The following is a 17,675-nucleotide window of genomic DNA, read 5'->3' as shown; positions in this document are numbered from 1 at the left end:
ACCCATTGTTCTAGTGTTTAGGATTTAACCTTGCACCATCTGATTGATTTTTTCTGCTTTCGCAACATTCACGCTCACCATTTCTAGCCACGTTGTAGTTCAATCAGCTTTAGGGATTGCCCGCAGTTAACCCTCACTACTAGCCAATCACTTGACTAGCAGGGCTTACTGCTATATTTAATTAACTTTAGTTATAATTGATTAAATAAATCGTAACAGTTAGTTACCCTTCCTTCCATTACAATCGGTAAACTAATAAACATCATAAATAGGAAAAACATAATTCCATCGTATTGCTGGAACAGTATTGATTCCACTTTCGGATAGATGATCAATTTCCCTCCGCCATAATAACTAAATATGAATGAGGATATAAATAGAATACTTAAATAACTTAGCGTGTACCAATCGCGTCTTTCCATTCTATACCTAATATAAGTCGTACGTTTCGTTACACCAAATCCACGAGCTTGCATAGAATCTGCTGTTTGTAGTGCATCTTCTAACGAACAAACTAATAACACTTGCAGTAATTTCATTCCATTTTTTATACGCTCAATGAGTGAACCTGAATCTAATTGTACACCTTTCGTTTTTTGGACAAGTGTAATTTTCTTTAACCGCCTAATAAACAAAGGAACAAATCGCACTGTAATCATCGTTAACAATGCAACTTTCGGTGAAATTCTTGAAAACAAATATAAAAATTTATGACTCGAAATAATATCGTTATAAGAAGCAAATGTAAACATAATTGCAACTAATAATAATCCCATAACAAGTCCATACATACAAGCCTCAAGCTTAATCCGGCTATCTCCTAAATAAAATAACGTAGTCGCTCCTCTATGTGTTAATAAAGAGTTAAATAAAATAACCATCAGAAAGAATACGATAGTACTAGGTAGCATCTTTCTGATTTTCTCACCATTTCCCTGTACTATATTTAAGATTACTATTAGTATAATCGCTCCAATTAAAAAAAGAGGATGAAGACACATCATACATAGTATCATCACCCCAATATAATAGAAAAAATTCACAAAAGGATGTAAAGAAGAAAAATTTATTTTCATAGTCCTTTACCGAAGATCCTTTCTTAATTTAGTATACATACACCCATTCAACTGTATCTCCTGGTTTAACTGTAACTACACCAGCACTACGGTTCGGAAATGCACCGTTCACACGGTATTTCCAACCACTTGTATCACTTATATCTTTTTCGTATAAATCATTAATCCCTTTTACGTAAACATCACCTTTAGATCCACTCGCATCAACATCTAATCCTGTACTCTTTAGCACACTATATACAGTAGCACCTTCCTGTACATCTACCTTTTTCGCACCTAATAAGTACCCTTCATTTCCTTTTACCGAGATAGTGACTTGTTTCGCTTTAGGTACTGGTACTGGATCTGGATCTGGTGGTGGTACCGGTGTTGGCGGAGCTGGTACATTATTGTTCTCTTCTGGATTTTTCTTTTGTTCCTGCTTTGGTGTTTCTTTTGGCTGATTAACAACCTTTGCTTCTTCTTTTACTTCTGGCGCTTTCGGCTGCTGGGGTTTCTCTTCTTGTACTTTTTGTTGCTCTGGTTGTTTATTTGCAGCAGGCTGTTCCCTTGGTTTCTCTTCTTTCTTTACTTCAGGCTGTTCCTGCGCTTTTTCTTCTTTCGGTTTCTCTTCTACTTTTTGTTCTTGTTTATCTTTCTGCTCTTCTTGTGGTTTTTGTTCCGGTTCAGCTTGCTTCTCTTCCGGTTTCGGTACATCTTTTTGTTCTTCCTGCTTCGCTACTTCTTTTTGCTCTTCTAGCTTCGGTTCTACCTTCTTCTCAGGTTTTACAGCCGTTTCTTCACATCCGGCTAATAATCCCAATGAAAGAATTAAAGAAATGAACCATTTCATCTTACTCATGCTGCCCCTCACCTTTCATAATAAAATTAGGAGCAAATGATTGCTCCTAATTTTTGTTAAGCTGCTTTACGTCTCCATAATACATATGCAGAAGCGATACATAATACACCCATACCTACTTGTGTTGCTGCACTATGAGAAGATGCTCCTGTTTGTGGTAATTGATTCTTATTCTTGTTTGTTTCTTTATTAACTCGTTCGTTATCTACAACAACTTTTAGATTTTCATCTTTTGGTTGTTTTTGTAACTCTTCTTGTTGTTTCGGCTGTTCTACAACTTCTTTTTCTTCTACAGTTGTCTCTGGCTCTACAATTGGTTTCGTATCGATTTCATTCTCTACTACATTTGACCAATCATAAATCGATTTTCCAAGATCTTCAAACTGAAGTAACGCTAAAAATGCTTGCTCTGTAGCCATTCCGCTACCTTTTTGATCACTCGGTAACCATTTGAACTCACCATTTGGAAGCTGGTATGACATTAAATTTTGTACTGCTTTATTAAGACGATCTTGATCTACATCTTTAACTAGCGATAGTCCAATAATTGCTTGTGCAGTACTATTAGAATTCTCTTGTCCATCAGCGGCAAAACCACCATTACCTAGCTGCTGCTTGTATAAATAATCAACAGCTTTTTGAATAGCTGGCTTTACATCTGCTTGATCTTGATAAGGAGCTAATGCTGCTAATACCATACTTGTTACATCAACGTTACTAGCACTTTCTTTACTACTTGAACTATCATATGTCCAGCCACCGTCTGTATGCTGGGCTTGTAAAAGTGCTTGTACTAAAGCAGCTCGATTCCATTTTGCTTCGGCCGGAATCTCATATTTCTTTGTATCTAATGCAAGTAATGTAAATGCGTATCCTGTAACGGAATTCACTTTATCTGATTCAAATAAATTTTGTACTAAATTTTGTCCCTCTACCTTTGTAGGATCTACATTCATTGCATTCATCATAATAATCGTTCTAGCTAAATCTGTTGCTGAAAAACGATTTAAACGCTTCTTAACCTTTTCAGCTACTGGCTTAACATAGTTTATTTTCGTTTCAAGCGGAACATTTACACCTGAACGAGCAAGTCCAATCGCAACCCAATCACTACCAATTCCATCTTGTAACATCTTTTCTGATGTTTTAGAAATCGCTTCGTTTAATTGTGCTGCTGGAATTTCGACTTTCTCTTGCTTTGGTTGTTCTGTTACTTTATCTTCTGGTTTACCATCTGGTTTTTCTGTTTTCGGTTCTTCTGGCTTACCATCTGGCTTTTCTGTTTTCGGTTCTTCTGGCTTACCATCTGGCTTTTCTGTTTTCGGTTCCTCTGGTTTACCATCTGGTTTTTCTGTTTTCGGTTCTTCTGGTTTTGGCTCTTCTACAGTTTTACAAGTGCCAAATTTATCTAACGTTTGTTGCAACGTTTGTTGACTCATATTGCTCCAGTCTGCAACGTAACGAAATGCAACAACATCCCCAGACTCTAATTTATAACTATCCGCACCAACTTCTGCAGATTTATCATTTACATCATACAACCAACCGCTCGTTGCTCCGGCCATTAATCCATCGATGCCCTTTATATACGTTCCAAATGACATACTTTCAGATGTTACTTTGTCACCCATAACTTTTTGTAGCAAACTAAAAGCTGTTTCTCCATCTTCAATGGAAACTTCTTTCGGACATAACATAATTCCTTTTTGTGATTCACCAATAATTGCAAGTTTCGCTGTCTTTCCTTCAGCAAACGTAATATGTACTGTATTCGCAAAAGAAACAAATACAAGTGCCACTGCCATTAATGATGTAAGCAGCCATTTCTTTAACATTGCCATCCCAAAATTCCCTCCCTTTACTAACATTCACACAAAAAAAGACCCTTTAAGGGTATGCGGTTGACACTCTCTTTTTGTAAGTGTCGAACAAAAATGTACAACACCTCCTACCCGCATTAACGAGCAGTAAGACCCCCACCTCAAATTCAACGAAAGCAAAGAAGTTAGGTAGGGATCAACTGCCCGTAAATGCCCGATTGGTGAAGGCTAATAATCAGTGGGATGAACAAAATCCCCACTGATTAAAATTTCACTTTATCGTAAATACGATAAACCTATACATTCTACAAATTTTGATTTTCTGTATTATTTTACTATTGACAAAGAATTTTGTCCATGATTTATCGGATTTATTTTCTAAGAATAATAGCTTAATAGCCTTCCATTATTAGAAGTCATCCCTCACTATGTAAGCTTTTATCACTAACAATAATTCCATCTTCATCTACATAAACATATTCATTCGGTTTCCATTCAACTTCACCAAATTGCACCGGAATATTTCTTTCTCCTTTTCCTTCTTTTACACTTCTATTTGGCATTGTCCCTAACGCTACAATACCAATATTAATATTTTTTAATTCACTAGAATCACGAACATACCCATTTACAATAATTCCTGCTAAGTTTCTTTCTTCCGCAATAGCTGCCAAATTATCACCGAGTAACGCACAATTTTTAGAAGCTCCGCCATCAACAACTAATACTGTACCTTCCGGCAGTGTTTGTAACCCCTCTTTTACTAGTACATTATCATCCTTCACTTTTACCGTTGCGATTTTCCCATAGAATTATTTTTTCTTCCCGAAAGACCGAAAAGACTGGCGACATATTTGTAATTCCTTTTCAAATTCATCACATAGATCCGTAGTTTTCCACATCTCTTTCCCTCCTTTCTTTTCCTTTTATATTACATATTCTTGGATTTTTTTCGTTTCCCTGTCTAATGCTGCAACAATTTGTATGTGCAGAAAAAGGATAGAAAAACTATTGCCTTAAGAAGCCACCTTTATTATAATCTATTTCACAGATAAATTTCAGAATATTAAAAATTAACCAGGTGAAAAAGGAGGGGTTTTATGCAATTACAGACCGAGGTAAAAAAACAGCCGAGTAAACGAAAGTTTAAAATGCCTGACGCGTACGTACTACTATTTTTTATCGCCTTACTTTGCGCCATTGCTACATATTTCGTTCCTGCTGGAGAATTTAAAAGAGTTACAAACGGTACTGTTACAACGACAATACCAGGAAGTTATCATTCTGTTCCACAATCGCCGGTAGGGTTTGTTTCTTTTTTTACCGCTATTGAAAAAGGGATGACACTTGCTGCTCCGATCATCTTTTTAATTTTATTTACAGGTGGAGCTATTGCGATTCTTGAAAAAACAGGTGCTCTTGACGGTTTAATCTATCATGTAATTAACAAATTTCGGAATCAGCAATTACTTTTCATTTGTATTGTCGCCGCACTCTTTTCTATTCTCGGAACGACTGGTATTATCGTGAACTCAGTTATCGGCTTTATCCCCATCGGCATCATCGTTGCACGCACATTAAAATGGGACGCTATCGTCGGCGTAGCAATTATTTATTTAGGCACTTATGCTGGTTTTAATGCTACTATTTTATCTCCCTCACCTTTAGGCATTTCACAAAAAATCGCAGAACTCCCGATGTTTTCAGGAATTGGTTTACGTACGGCAATTTATATCTCTTTTTTAATTGCTACCGTTTTGTATATTAATTGGTATGTAAAACGCTTAAAAAAATTGAATAAAGGAAGCATACTCGGAGATAACTGGTTTCCAAGTAATGCTCTTTCAAGTGAGAAAGAAACAGAGAAAACAGAAGTTCCTTGGACAATACGTCATAAATTAATTTTACTCGTTTCAGCTTTATCATTAATTGCATTTTTAATAGGCGCTTTTCGTCTACATTGGACGGACGCAGAAATGACCGCTACTTTTATTTTCATAGCAATTGCAGCAGGAATCATAGGTGGCATGAAAGCAAACGATATCGCTTCTACTTTTCTAGCGGGCTGCCAAAATCTCATATACGGTGCTTTGATCGTCGGAATGGCTCGTTGTATTTCAGTCATTTTAGAACAAGGCAAATTACTTGATACAATTGTTAATCAGCTAGCACAGTCTCTCGAAGGACATAGCCCTGTATTTGGCGTTCTCGGCATGTATGTAAGTAGTGCCGCATTACATTTCCTCATTTCATCCGGGACAGGAGAATCTGTTATTTTCATTCCGATATTAGCTCCATTAGCCGATTTCATGCATATTACACGCCAAGTTACAGTACAGGCTGTTATGCTTGGAGAAGGTGTAGTGAACTGCCTCAATCCAACTTCCGGTGTTTTAATGGGCGTTCTCGCAGCGAGCGGCATTTCTTATGGAAAATGGATTCGCTTCATGGCTCCACTTGCATTCATTTGGTTTATCATTGGACTTATTTTTCTTATTGTTGGCGTGAATATTGAGTGGGGACCGTATTAAAAGACTCATATTATACTTAACTTAATAAAATATCTATTCTATTCTCCAATCCTATAAAAATCACTTATTCTAGTATAGATATAAACAGGGATTGATCATAGTGATCAATCCCTTCTCTCAAAGTAAAATACCTTTAAATATTTTAATTCCAAATTTTATTTACCCATTCTGGATGATCAATAAAAGGATTACGATTATGTTGATATTTCGTAAAAATCACTTCATTACGCTTTCGCTCTAAATCATCTACCGGGTCTTGTTCATTCCATTTTAGTAAAACGGATAGTTTACCCATGTACGGATCTTTATTGTTATTCACCTTTTCATTTAATTCTAAGTCTATTTCGCCGTTGTCTCCTTCATAACGAACAGCCATGTAAAATAGCATTCTAGCGATATCTCCTTTTACACTATCACGAGGTTCCCAAGAATCACTATCGTACTTACATTCTGTCGCTTCTGAATGATTCACACCACCATTATCAAAATCCAGATTTCCACGTGAGCTATTTACAGATACATCCGTCGCTCTTAAATGATGCAAATCTGTTCCAGCTCCTGCAGTCGTTCCAAAATCACCGTGAGATTTTGCCCAAACATGCTCTCGGTTCCAATTATCAACTCCTGAACCATTCGTAAGTTTCCCTTGCGAACGCCCAGTATATAAGAGTATCACATTGTTTTTATTATTTGGATCTTCATCAGTATCTCTTAGTGCTTCCCAAACCGCACTGTATGATAACTTTGTATGATCATCAATAATATTATGAAGTTCCTTCTTTAATTCTAAACCCGTTTTTCCTATTGCGTTATTATAATATGTATCATCATAGCTTTTTACAGTAATCTCTTGTGGTGATGCAGAAGCTACTTCACCGTGTATGATATCTGTGAATGATAGAGATGCAGTACCTAAAATAAAAAATGAAGATAGTGTAACCATAGCAAGCTTTGTATTTCGAAACTTCATATACCCATTTCCCCTTTAAAATATAATTTGAAGCTATTAACTAAAAAATGCTTTCTAACCCCCAAAAACTTTTAGAAAGCCATACCCATCCTTTTCTTTTTATTTAATACAAAACTCTATTGATTCTGTATTATTTCCACACTTTTTGTTTATCTACTTTTCACAAGGAATATCCTTCTCTAGTAAAGATTATTAAAATATTCTTTACAATTAAAAAGTAGTTTAATGTTAACTTATAAATTTCAATTTTTTTATGCAATTATGCATATTTGATAAATCGTTCGACTTTTCTTTTTTCTATAACTGTCTTTATTTTTTGGTGTAAAACCCTTCTTCCTCTGAAAAATAAGTACAAAAATAGATTGGATACCATGTAAGGAACCAATCTATTTTAATTAAAGAAATTTTGGTAATTCTGAGTTCACAACACATTGTGCAGTAATGATAACATTTTTATATTGAGACAGAACTACTACTATTTATTTGGTATCGAATCTATATACTTTTTAACTACTTCATATACATATTCTTGATTTGCCGCCGCTGTATTTGGATTGTATTTTCCGCCGTTTGTTTTATTGTTAGATAATACGCGAATCCCTAAAAATGGTACGTCATAAGATTTTGCAATTTGCGCCGCTGCAGCACCTTCCATTTCTTCTACAGATGTACCGTATTTTGTATGGAACCACTTAATTCTATCAACTTCATTATTCCAAACGTCTGCTGAACCTATAGTACCTTCCACCACTTTACCTTTTGTATATTTATCTTTCACTGCATTAGCTGCTGCAAGTAAATCCTTATCTCCCTCATAGTATCGGATTTTCTCAGCATTTGGATCTTCTCCTGCACTTCCTTCAGAAGCCATTAAGTCCATAGATATCCATTTTGCCGGTTCAATCCCTTGGTTCTCATCCATATTTGTTGTTTTTAATGACCCTATATTCGCGACTTGTTTTCCTAAAACAATATCAAATACGTTTAAATTAGGATCATGTCCACCTGATGTTCCTTGGTTAATAATCGCTATAGGCTTATATTTTTCAATAGCCACTGCTGTAGCGGCTGCTGTATTTTCCATTCCTTTACCTGTTTTCGCAACGATTACAGGATAATTGTCTACAGTTCCTTTATAAAATACGAAACTCCCAGATTTTTCTTCTTTCACATTTTTTAACCTTTTTGCAAATTTTTCAGCTTCTATTGGCATTGGGCCTTGAATTAAAATAGGGTTTTGATTACTTTTTGCCTCAGCTACTTGTTTTGGACTAGCATTACATCCTGCAAGTATTGCGAATGACAATGCGATAGTAGTTGCTAGGGCACCATATTTTTTTAACAGATTTTTCTTCATAAATAATCTCTCCTCTTTCTCTTGTTGTTTTCTATACTCGAGGTTTTGGTCCAAAGAAAAAAGCTCTAGAAATTGTAGAAGAATCTCTACTTTCTAGAACTACGGTAGTCAAAGTTAATTAAGCAAAAGATGAGGCCATTGCTAAATTATAGATCGGTAGCGTCTCAATACACCGAACGACCGAATACTTTAACCCGTAGTCCAGTTCTTTCATTGGGAACTAGGTAGAAACGCTCGGACCATATTACCGAGTATATACGAGTGATGTTATTTAAAATTATTATATTGGTAATATAACAAACTATTAGTGTATACGCAATCTGAAAGTTAACATTTTTAATAAAAATAATAAGAATGTTCGCTTTTACAACTTAGATAGTTAGGATTTATCATCCCTAAATGGATAACGACGCTAAAAAACTCATAACCCATATACTAAACTAGATTAACCTACAACAACCGATCTTTTACAGACAATTACTCTCCCTTCCAACTTCCTCACCTTCGCCTAATATTGAGCTGAGAGTCTTACTGCCCGCATATTGCGAGATAAAACGCGCATCTATCCAATTCACAATTATTTCTTCCAACTCTGGATGAAGCAGCTTATCTGCACTTTCCGCATAAATCTTTTTAAATTCTAACGCTTTAAAATCACCTTCAAAATATTTTAAGGTATGATCCATATTTTTTATTACATGTACTTCGGAATCACCTTTAACATAATCACCAATTCGCTTCGCTTTTTCAGGATCTGTCTGAAAGTCTTTATCACCAGCAATTGCTAGTACTGGACATTTTACTTTCATTAAATCTTTATAAATGTCATGCTGAAAATGCTCTCTAAGCCATTTTGCATTCATTGGCTTAAAACCAATTTTAACAATATCTTTTTTGGAGTTTATCATTTTCTCTGTTGCTTTTTGCGCCTGCTTTTCTCCCCGTTTCTCAATATTGAGAAGACGCATTAACTTTCCTTTTATTCCTTTTTGCTCTTTTAACTCTTTATAAATAATCTCTCTTTGTCTTTTAGTAGCTTCTTCTAACGATTCCGCAGCTCCTGTAAGAAGTATGAGTCCATTAACTGGTGTTCTTGCGTTTACTACAGTCGCTAACATACACCCTTCACTATGACCAGCTAAAATGATATTTTCCGGATCAACAAATGGTTGCTCTTTCAAATACGCAATAACAGCTTCTATATCGGATACTAAATCCCACATCCCAGCTTTCATAAATTCACCCCTACTTGCTCCAACACCACGTTTATCAAAACGTAATGTAACTACTCCGAGGTTTGTAATTAGATGTGCCAAGTCTTTATACATATTCCCTTTCATATTCAGTGGCACTATCGTTCCATCACGATCAACTTCTCCAGATCCAGCGATAATGACAACAGCAGCATACTTCCCGTCAGCTTTCGGTTTAGTAATCGTACCGCGCAAAGTAAATTCACTATTTATCGCTACTTCATATTCATCAAAAGTCATTATATTTATCCTCCCTCTATTCTTTTATATCCAATTTAAACTTCAAACTCGCTATTATATTTTTGTACTCTCTTACATCTTTCATCGATGCGAAAATCGGGTTCTCTGCAATACCTTGTAGCATGCTTCGCTTTATAATATCCTCATTTCTAACCGTTTTAGCGCCAAGCGGAAATTCTGCAAACCATCCATCAATCGCATCAAAATATGAATCGCCGTGTAAATGCAGGCTATTTACTGTAAAGCTATCCGCACAAACTGCTGCATACTTCCGTAGCATTTCTAATGAACCTTCAAAATTTTCTTGCATGCAATATACTTGTGCAGCAGCATAGTATACTTTTAAAGTCATATTAGGATGTAGTTTTTCTATTTCATACATGTCTATTAACATGAAAGCTCTATTTAAAATTACCTCTACCTTTTCAGCGTTTGAGGCATTTACTACTACATAATTCGGTATTGTCGCAACGAGTTGTATTAAATGTTGATACATACTAATTTGCATCATTTCATTCGCCTTCTCAGTATTTCCAAGCATTTGATACGCCTTCGCGATTAGATCTTCCTCTGGAAAGTTAGGACGTATCGTTTCGCCAAGTAATTGAAGCACCTCATTTGGTCTATTGAGTATAAGATAGCAAGTTGCTTGAAACGATACCGCCTCTTTCACAAGAGAAACATCTTCACTTTCTTCCTGCACTCGGCTAAAGAGATACATTGCCTCTTCTAAAATTTCAGTTCTTTTATCCGTATCCTCTGTTAACATATGGTGGTTAATAAAAAGTAGCCCCATTTGAAGTAATAATGGAAAACAAGAATAATATTTTTTAATCATTTCTCTGCACTCCATCATTACTTCATCAAACGGTTCTTCACTAAAAGCTTCCGCTAGTCTATGATATAAATTTTTAATATCTTCCTGTTCCATTTGTGGTGTATAACAGATTAATTCATCTATACTTATGTTAAAGTACGATGCTAACAGTGGTAAAAATGTAATATCCGGATAACTCTGCCCCGTCTCCCATTTGGAGACAGATGCCTTCGTAATACCGATATACGTCGCTAACTCTTCCTGTGTAATTCCCTTTTCTTTTCTCTTATCCGCAATGATTTTATGAATATGAATCTCTCTCACTGTATCACCTCATACTTTTATTATATGTTCTTTATTCCACATAAAATATGGATTTAGAGTCGACTTTCGTTAACAAAATCAACTGTTAGGAAACATCTCTCTAACATAAAAAGAAGCTCCAAATTTTATTATATTTAGGTCATAGATGTTAAACTTAATAAAATCAAAGGCAGGAACATATTTGATATGTTCCTGCCTTTGATTTGTGAGGTACCGACACATAGCCATCTAGCTAAGATTTTGAAGTGCTTCAAAATCAAAAATTTCATCTCACCACAGTTTTCTATGAGAATCCAGTGAACAGCTTATTTACATAATTTTCGAAAGTGGAAGTTATTTTTCTTAAATAATAATATGTTTTTCTTGAAAATTAGAAGTAAAGCCTCCTACGTGAACATCTGTAATATTATTAAAATCAGTTGATACATTTACAATAATCTCTGAAGGCTGATCCATTACATATCCTTGCTCAAAAGTGAAGGTATTATGTTTTTTAAAATTTTTATTTTGTTTTATTAAATAACATGCTAGTGCTGCATTTGATGTACCAGTGGCACTTTCTTCTGGAACATTAAACAAAGGTGCAAAGTTTCTGCAATGAGCTGTAGAATTATATAGTGTTTCCAGTGTAAATACATGATAACCAATTACATTATATTTCTTACTTATTTCAGCAATCCTCTTCATATCAGGAATAATCTTTAACAAGTCTGAAAGTTTTCTGACAGGTATAATAATATCGTGTAAACCTGTAGATACGATTTGAATAGGCATATCAGGTATTAGTTGTTCTTCATCTAGATTTAAAGATTCAATAATTTCTTTACAAGGAAGTGTTGTAAGAAAATCAGGGAGATTTTGTTGTAAAGATATCATTTTATTTTCGTCAATTTTTACGTTAAGCATCCCCGCTTTAGTCTTTATTGTATACACTTTTGAATTTATTTCTTTCATTTGGGCTAATAAGGAAAAAGTGGCAATTGTAGCATGTCCACATATGGCAACTTCTTCATTTGGTGTAAAATATTTAATTTCGTAATCTGAATTTACAGAAGGAAGTACAAAGGCAGTTTCGGAGAAATTTAGTTTGTTTGCAATAGCTTGCATATCTTTTGTTGTAAGATCCTTTGTGTCTAAAACAACCCCAGCTGGATTCCCACCTTTTGTATTTTTAGTGAAGGCGTTTAACATATATGTTTTAATCTTCAATCCAATCACTTCTTTCCCTTTTTTCCCAGTATATCATGTTGTAGATATAAAAAGTGACATGTACATTCCATACATCCCTAATTAACATAACGTCCTATTATCGGGACTCAATGTATTTAGAAAATTATTAAAAGTCCTTCAGATTGTTTAACTGGAGGACTTAAGTGATTTTGAGTTGCAAGAGGTTTTATTTTTTCTCACTAATTTTAAGCCGTTTTGCATTTATGAAAAATGCGCTTCCAATTGTGAATATAACGGAAGAGATATACATTGTTATCCCTGAGTATTTATTATCAAACATTGTAATATTAAGTAAATTAATGAACATCATCAATATAAGTGATATGTACAATCCATTAATATATTTCACTTATGCCCCTCCTTTACTTTTTTTCTTTTTCATCTCTTTTTTTCGGTAACCTCTATGTGATAAATAGTGGTTTCTAAAGGTATTATTTAGAATACACTTCCCTTATTTTACCATTTAAGAGAGATGATATGTTGTTTGATTTTAGTTGCATATTGTATACATGATCAGTTAACGTAACGTCTCATTATCGGTAGCAAGGAAAAAGGAGAACCCTGCACTCACAAGGGAACCTTCTTTTTTAGTTCTATGAATCTATACATTTTTTTATACATTCCTATCCTGGCACGGTTTTAGGGCTCTTGTTTGTTACTGGATTAGCCAAAAAACTGTATAAAATCTTGCATGATTTTAGTTAGCGTAGGGTTTTTCCAAAATACTGGCATCCCCCAATATGTGCTTTCTTATGGGTATTTCTTGAACCCTCATTAAAACACTCTCCCGTCCTTTGTCTATCTTTAAAAGTAACTCTGCTTGTTTATTTAAAGTCCTTGCAACGAGGCATTGTACTCCTCCTAGAGCCAAACAAATGATTAAAATTACACATCCATATTATACTGATTAAACTAAAAATTCAATCTCTTTTCATTTCATTCATTATGTAAATAAAAAAGGATAATCCGCCCTCATAATGGACTAACTATCCTATAAATTATTATCTGAATTTAATAAAACTAGAACTTCTTCCTCTATGTATATTTACTTCGTTACCTCACCAAACTGCGCTCTCGTCACTTTCGCCAAGTCATCAACTTTCAGCTCAATTTGTATACCGATTTTCCCGCCGCTTACTATCATCGTTTCAAGTATTTGTGCGCTCTCATCAATGCATGTAGAAAATAACTTCTTCATTCCGACCGGTGAACAACCGCCGCGAATATACCCTGAAACTTTCGTAATATCTTTAACAGGAATCATTTCAATCTTCTTTTCACTTACTGCTTTTGCGGCTGCTTTTAAATTTAGTTCCTCATCTACTGGAATGATAAAAACATGATAATTTTTACTATTCCCTTGAGCGATTAACGTTTTATATACTTCTCTCACTTCTCGTCCAATTTTCTCGGCAACTGATACGCCATCAATTTTCCCATCGTCCGGATCATATGACATCATGGAATATTCAATTTTTTCTTTATCTAATATTCGCATCGCATTTGTTTTATCTTTTTTCATAGTGTTCTCCTTAAAAAGTTATTTCATATTATTAAGTTTTCTTTTATTATACACTCTTTTCAATTTCTCCTACATAACTTCACGTATTCTCCAAAACTGAAAATATTGATATTTCTAAATTCATCTGATATAATTTGGAAAAACTTATGTTAAGGAGAGATTTGTAATGCGAACTTTTAATACTTCTTTCCAACTTCATCATCATACGTAACGCCGTGTATCCGAAGAAAAATTTTTCTTCGTGGGTACAGGGCTATTCCTGTTGACCCACGAAGCGTTCATAAAGCTATGTGGGTATTTTTATACCTGCATAGCTTTTTTTAATTTAAAAGAGGAGTGATTATAGTGGAAATGAAAAATGTAAAAGGAACAAAAGACTATTTACCAGAGGAACAAGTACTGCGAAATAAAATTAAAAGAGCATGTGAAGATACGTTTGAGCGATATGGATGTAAACCTTTAGAAACTCCAACGTTAAATATGTATGAACTTATGTCATACAAGTACGGCGGTGGTGATGAGATTTTAAAAGAAATATATACGCTTAAGGATCAAGGAAAACGCGACCTTGCCTTACGTTACGATTTAACAATTCCATTCGCAAAAGTTGTCGCGATGAACCCAAATATCCGCCTTCCTTTTAAACGATATGAAATTGGAAAAGTATTTCGAGATGGGCCAATTAAACAAGGAAGATTCCGTGAGTTCATTCAATGTGACGTTGATATAGTCGGTGTAGAATCAGTCATGGCGGAAGCTGAACTCATGAGCATGGCGTTTGAACTATTCCGAACGTTAAACTTAGAAGTAACGATTCAATATAATAATCGAAAATTATTAAATGGTATTCTCCAGTCTATTAACATCCCTACCGAATTAACGAGTGACGTAATTTTATCATTGGATAAAATCGAAAAGATTGGGATTGATGGTGTACGAAAAGATGTATTGGAGCGCGGGATTACTGTAGAAATGGCCGATACCATATGTAATACTGTTTTATCTTGCCTAAAGCTCCCTATTGCCGACTTTAAAGACACTTTCAATAATACACTTGTCGCCGATGGAGTAGAGGAGCTACAACAACTACAGCAATACTTACTCGCTCTCGGAATAAATGAAAATACGATATTCAATCCGTTTTTAGCAAGAGGACTCACAATGTATACAGGCACTGTGTATGAAATCTTTCTAAAAGACGCTAGCATTACATCTAGCATCGGTAGCGGTGGTCGATACGATAATATTATCGGAGCATTCCGTGGTGATAATATGAACTATCCAACAGTCGGTATTTCATTCGGATTAGATGTCATTTATACAGCTCTATCACAGAAAGCAACAACATCATCTACAGCAGATCTTTTTATCATTCCACTCGGGACAGAATTACAATGTTTACAAATCGCCCAGCAATTGCGTTCTACTACTTCCTTAAAAATCGAACTTGAACTAGCCGGACGTAAATTGAAACGTGCCCTTAATTATGCCAATAAAGAAAATATCCCGTATGTACTAATAATTGGTGAAGAGGAACTATCTACAGAAACAGTTGTATTGCGTAATATGAAGGAAGGTACTGAAGTGAAGATTCCCCTCTCTTCCTTGGAAAATAACACATTTAATAACTATATATAATAAGCGCCACCCTCATTTGGGTGGTTTTTCTAGTGAAGAAATAAAGTGAAGGCTTTTACTGCCCACAAATAGCGGGATTAAAAACCATTTAGTTTACATAATATAATTATCGATTGATATAAATATGATTTTCAACCATATAAAAAAAAGAGGGCAAATATGCATCTCCCTCTTTTTGTCTAACTCTTTTTATTATTATTCTTGTTCTTGCTCGTCCATAATCTTCTCGAACGCCGCAGATACTTTTTCAAATTCCTCGTCATTCTCTATGTATGAGAATTCATTATCTTCTTCTATTTTTAAAAAGAAGATATCAATGTCTTCCTCAGTTTCTGTTTGAATGTCTTCTACAAAGGCAACCGCAATGTATTCTGCACCTTCGACATCCATCGCTCCAAGCACTTCAACTTCCTGTTCTTCATTATTCTCATCGGTAAGACTAAAAATTTCGCCTACTTCAATTGCTTCCATATTCATTCTCCTCCTATCATACTCTAAAAAATAAAACGTTCAAATTGCACACTTACTAACATATCTTTCCATAAAAAAGTTGAATTCATACAGAAAGAACAACAAATTCTTGCTGATTCAGCAAAAGTATTCAACTATAAGGATATCATTTATGAATAGGAATGAACATATTTTAAATGAGATAATTGGATTAATTAATTTAAAATCCTTCTTTAGATTTCCGAAAGACCTCCATGTCCCATAATGATTCTTTCATATAGGCAGATGGAATGCCACCTTTCAATCTGTAAGTAAATACTAAAATAGCACCTCCTATCCTGATTCCTTTCCGTACGTTTTTAGGATGAGAGATAAATCCTTCTATATAAACTAAAGAGACTTATGCAGCAATTCCAATACATCTTTCATCGCAAAAGGACCGTCTTTTTTTACATGCTCAGCGAATTCAGAAACGAGACGTAACGTTTTCACACTTTCGATTGGATGATCTCCTGACGCACTTTCAGCAGAAAGCATAACAGCATTCGTCCCGTCCCATACAGCTTGAAATACATCTGTCACCTCAGCTCTTGTAGGAATAGAATGATCTACCATAGATTGAAGCATTTGTGTCGCTGTAATGACATATGTATTCGTTCGATTGCACTCACGAATCATCATTTTTTGTAACAGTGGAATAAATTGATACGGCAATTCCACACCTAAATCTCCCCTTGCAATCATAATGCCATCCGCTTCTTTGCATATGTCTTGAAAATTCTCGATTGCTTCCAGCGTTTCTATTTTTGCAATTAAATTTGGGGAAGTTTCTTTATGTTCATGTATAAAACTTCGTATTTCCTTTATATGACTAGGTTTTCGAACGAAAGAACACGCAATAAAATCAACTTCCTCTTCTAGAAGAAATTGAATATCTTTTTTATCTTTCTCCGTAATAGCTGGCAAACTAACAATTGTACCTGGTAAGTTCACCCCTTTATGAGAGGAAATATTGCCACCTGTTTTTATTCTTGTTTCTATTTTTTCCGAACTTATCTTTTCAACGATTAACTCAACTTCTCCATCATTAATAAGAATTCTACTTCCAACTTTTACGTCATTCGCAATCCCCACATAATCAACACTTGCTTCTTCTTTATTCCCTTGCACTGGATTGGTATATAAAGTAAATAACTCCCCTGCTTCAAGTGTAATTTGTTCTTCTTTCATTTCACCCAATCTTATTTTAGGACCTTGTACATCCCCTAGAATTTTAATAGAATCGTCTAACGATTTTACTAAACGAATGATGTCTTTATGACTTTCATGCGTACCATGTGATAAATTTAACCGAACAATTTTCATACCATTGTTTATTAACTGCGCTAACGTTTCATCATTATTACTCGCTGGCCCAATTGTACAAACTCGATCAATTGTCATGTCCCCACCATCCTTTTTTAAATGTTTCCCATAAAATAAAGAGAAGATTCTTTTTATAGGAAAGACCGTGTAACTAAGGGTGCAAAGAGGTTTTATTTGAAGAGAATATTTTGCTGAAGAAATAGCTTTAATTTAACTTTTTGTGCCCAACATTTTGACTCAA

General features: G+C 34.9%; 14 protein-coding genes, 1 pseudogene and 1 riboswitch. Of the genes and pseudogenes, 2 read left to right on the top strand and 13 right to left on the bottom strand.

Translation table 11 applies throughout. The features are described from left to right. Positions 1 to 191: 191 nt before the first annotated feature. The 4 genes and pseudogenes from ABH955_RS01995 to rraA all read right to left on the bottom strand — a co-directional run bounded on the left by ABH955_RS01995 (position 192) and on the right by rraA (position 4,639). Entirely contained in the window at positions 192 to 1,076 is an 885-nt protein-coding gene (locus tag ABH955_RS01995; protein ID WP_404448570.1) for an energy-coupling factor transporter transmembrane component T, read from the bottom strand. Between the two features lie 28 nt (positions 1,077 to 1,104). Then, a complete protein-coding gene (locus ABH955_RS01990) occupies positions 1,105 to 1,917 on the bottom strand; it encodes a DUF4430 domain-containing protein (RefSeq protein ID WP_404490821.1) in 813 nt (270 codons plus the stop codon). Between the two features lie 56 nt (positions 1,918 to 1,973). Next, on the bottom strand, positions 1,974 to 3,758 hold the full coding sequence (locus ABH955_RS01985; protein ID WP_404490820.1) for a DUF4430 domain-containing protein: 1,785 nt from the start codon (positions 3,756 to 3,758) through the stop codon (positions 1,974 to 1,976). A 395-nt stretch (positions 3,759 to 4,153) separates the two neighbouring features. Next, positions 4,154 to 4,639 (bottom strand): annotated as a pseudogene (gene rraA / locus ABH955_RS01980) (ribonuclease E activity regulator RraA). 198 nt (positions 4,640 to 4,837) lie between these two features. Between rraA and ABH955_RS01975 the strand changes: the two are divergent. Then, complete coding sequence (locus tag ABH955_RS01975) at positions 4,838 to 6,268, top strand: YfcC family protein (RefSeq protein WP_404448563.1); 1,431 nt, start codon at positions 4,838 to 4,840, stop codon at positions 6,266 to 6,268. A 142-nt stretch (positions 6,269 to 6,410) separates the two neighbouring features. Here ABH955_RS01975 and ABH955_RS01970 read toward each other — a convergent pair whose 3' ends face one another. From ABH955_RS01970 to ybaK, 7 genes are all read right to left on the bottom strand, one after another. Continuing rightward, positions 6,411 to 7,238 (bottom strand): endonuclease I family protein, encoded by an 828-nt coding sequence (locus ABH955_RS01970; protein ID WP_016135002.1) that lies wholly within the window; start codon positions 7,236 to 7,238, stop codon positions 6,411 to 6,413. 475 nt (positions 7,239 to 7,713) lie between these two features. Further along, positions 7,714 to 8,595: a 5'-methylthioadenosine/S-adenosylhomocysteine nucleosidase gene (locus ABH955_RS01965; protein ID WP_404458296.1), complete on the bottom strand. Its 882-nt coding sequence runs from the start codon at positions 8,593 to 8,595 to the stop codon at positions 7,714 to 7,716. A 177-nt stretch (positions 8,596 to 8,772) separates the two neighbouring features. Then, a riboswitch (purine riboswitch) is annotated at positions 8,773 to 8,876 on the bottom strand. A gap of 186 nt (positions 8,877 to 9,062) precedes the next feature. Beyond that, complete coding sequence (locus ABH955_RS01960) at positions 9,063 to 10,088, bottom strand: alpha/beta hydrolase family protein (protein WP_404448561.1); 1,026 nt, start codon at positions 10,086 to 10,088, stop codon at positions 9,063 to 9,065. A gap of 16 nt (positions 10,089 to 10,104) precedes the next feature. Further along, positions 10,105 to 11,229, bottom strand: coding sequence for a helix-turn-helix domain-containing protein (locus ABH955_RS01955; RefSeq protein WP_404448559.1), 1,125 nt, complete (start codon positions 11,227 to 11,229; stop codon positions 10,105 to 10,107). Between the two features lie 342 nt (positions 11,230 to 11,571). Next, a complete protein-coding gene (locus tag ABH955_RS01950) occupies positions 11,572 to 12,447 on the bottom strand; it encodes a PhzF family phenazine biosynthesis protein (protein WP_404448557.1) in 876 nt (291 codons plus the stop codon). Positions 12,448 to 12,625: 178 nt separating this feature from the next. After that, on the bottom strand, positions 12,626 to 12,808 hold the full coding sequence (locus tag ABH955_RS01945; protein ID WP_000875167.1) for a hypothetical protein: 183 nt from the start codon (positions 12,806 to 12,808) through the stop codon (positions 12,626 to 12,628). Positions 12,809 to 13,504: 696 nt separating this feature from the next. Continuing rightward, complete coding sequence (gene ybaK, locus ABH955_RS01940; RefSeq protein WP_097833175.1) at positions 13,505 to 13,981, bottom strand: Cys-tRNA(Pro) deacylase; 477 nt, start codon at positions 13,979 to 13,981, stop codon at positions 13,505 to 13,507. Between the two features lie 342 nt (positions 13,982 to 14,323). Between ybaK and ABH955_RS01935 the strand changes: the two genes are divergently transcribed. Further along, positions 14,324 to 15,619 (top strand): histidine--tRNA ligase, encoded by a 1,296-nt coding sequence (locus ABH955_RS01935; protein ID WP_404458305.1) that lies wholly within the window; start codon positions 14,324 to 14,326, stop codon positions 15,617 to 15,619. 195 nt (positions 15,620 to 15,814) lie between these two features. On the opposite strand, the gene ABH955_RS01930 is transcribed toward ABH955_RS01935, so the two are convergent. Continuing rightward, positions 15,815 to 16,096, bottom strand: coding sequence for a DUF1292 domain-containing protein (locus ABH955_RS01930; protein ID WP_003190466.1), 282 nt, complete (start codon positions 16,094 to 16,096; stop codon positions 15,815 to 15,817). 363 nt (positions 16,097 to 16,459) lie between these two features. Beyond that, a complete protein-coding gene (locus tag ABH955_RS01925; RefSeq protein ID WP_404458290.1) occupies positions 16,460 to 17,512 on the bottom strand; it encodes a pyruvate kinase in 1,053 nt (350 codons plus the stop codon). Positions 17,513 to 17,675 lie beyond the last annotated feature (163 nt).

This window comes from Bacillus sp. RC240 (assembly GCF_044907945.1).
Taxonomy (GTDB): Bacteria; Bacillota; Bacilli; order Bacillales; family Bacillaceae_G; genus Bacillus_A; species Bacillus_A mycoides.
Note: the sequence above shows the minus strand (reverse complement) of the source record. Positions and strands in the feature narration are given on the sequence as shown.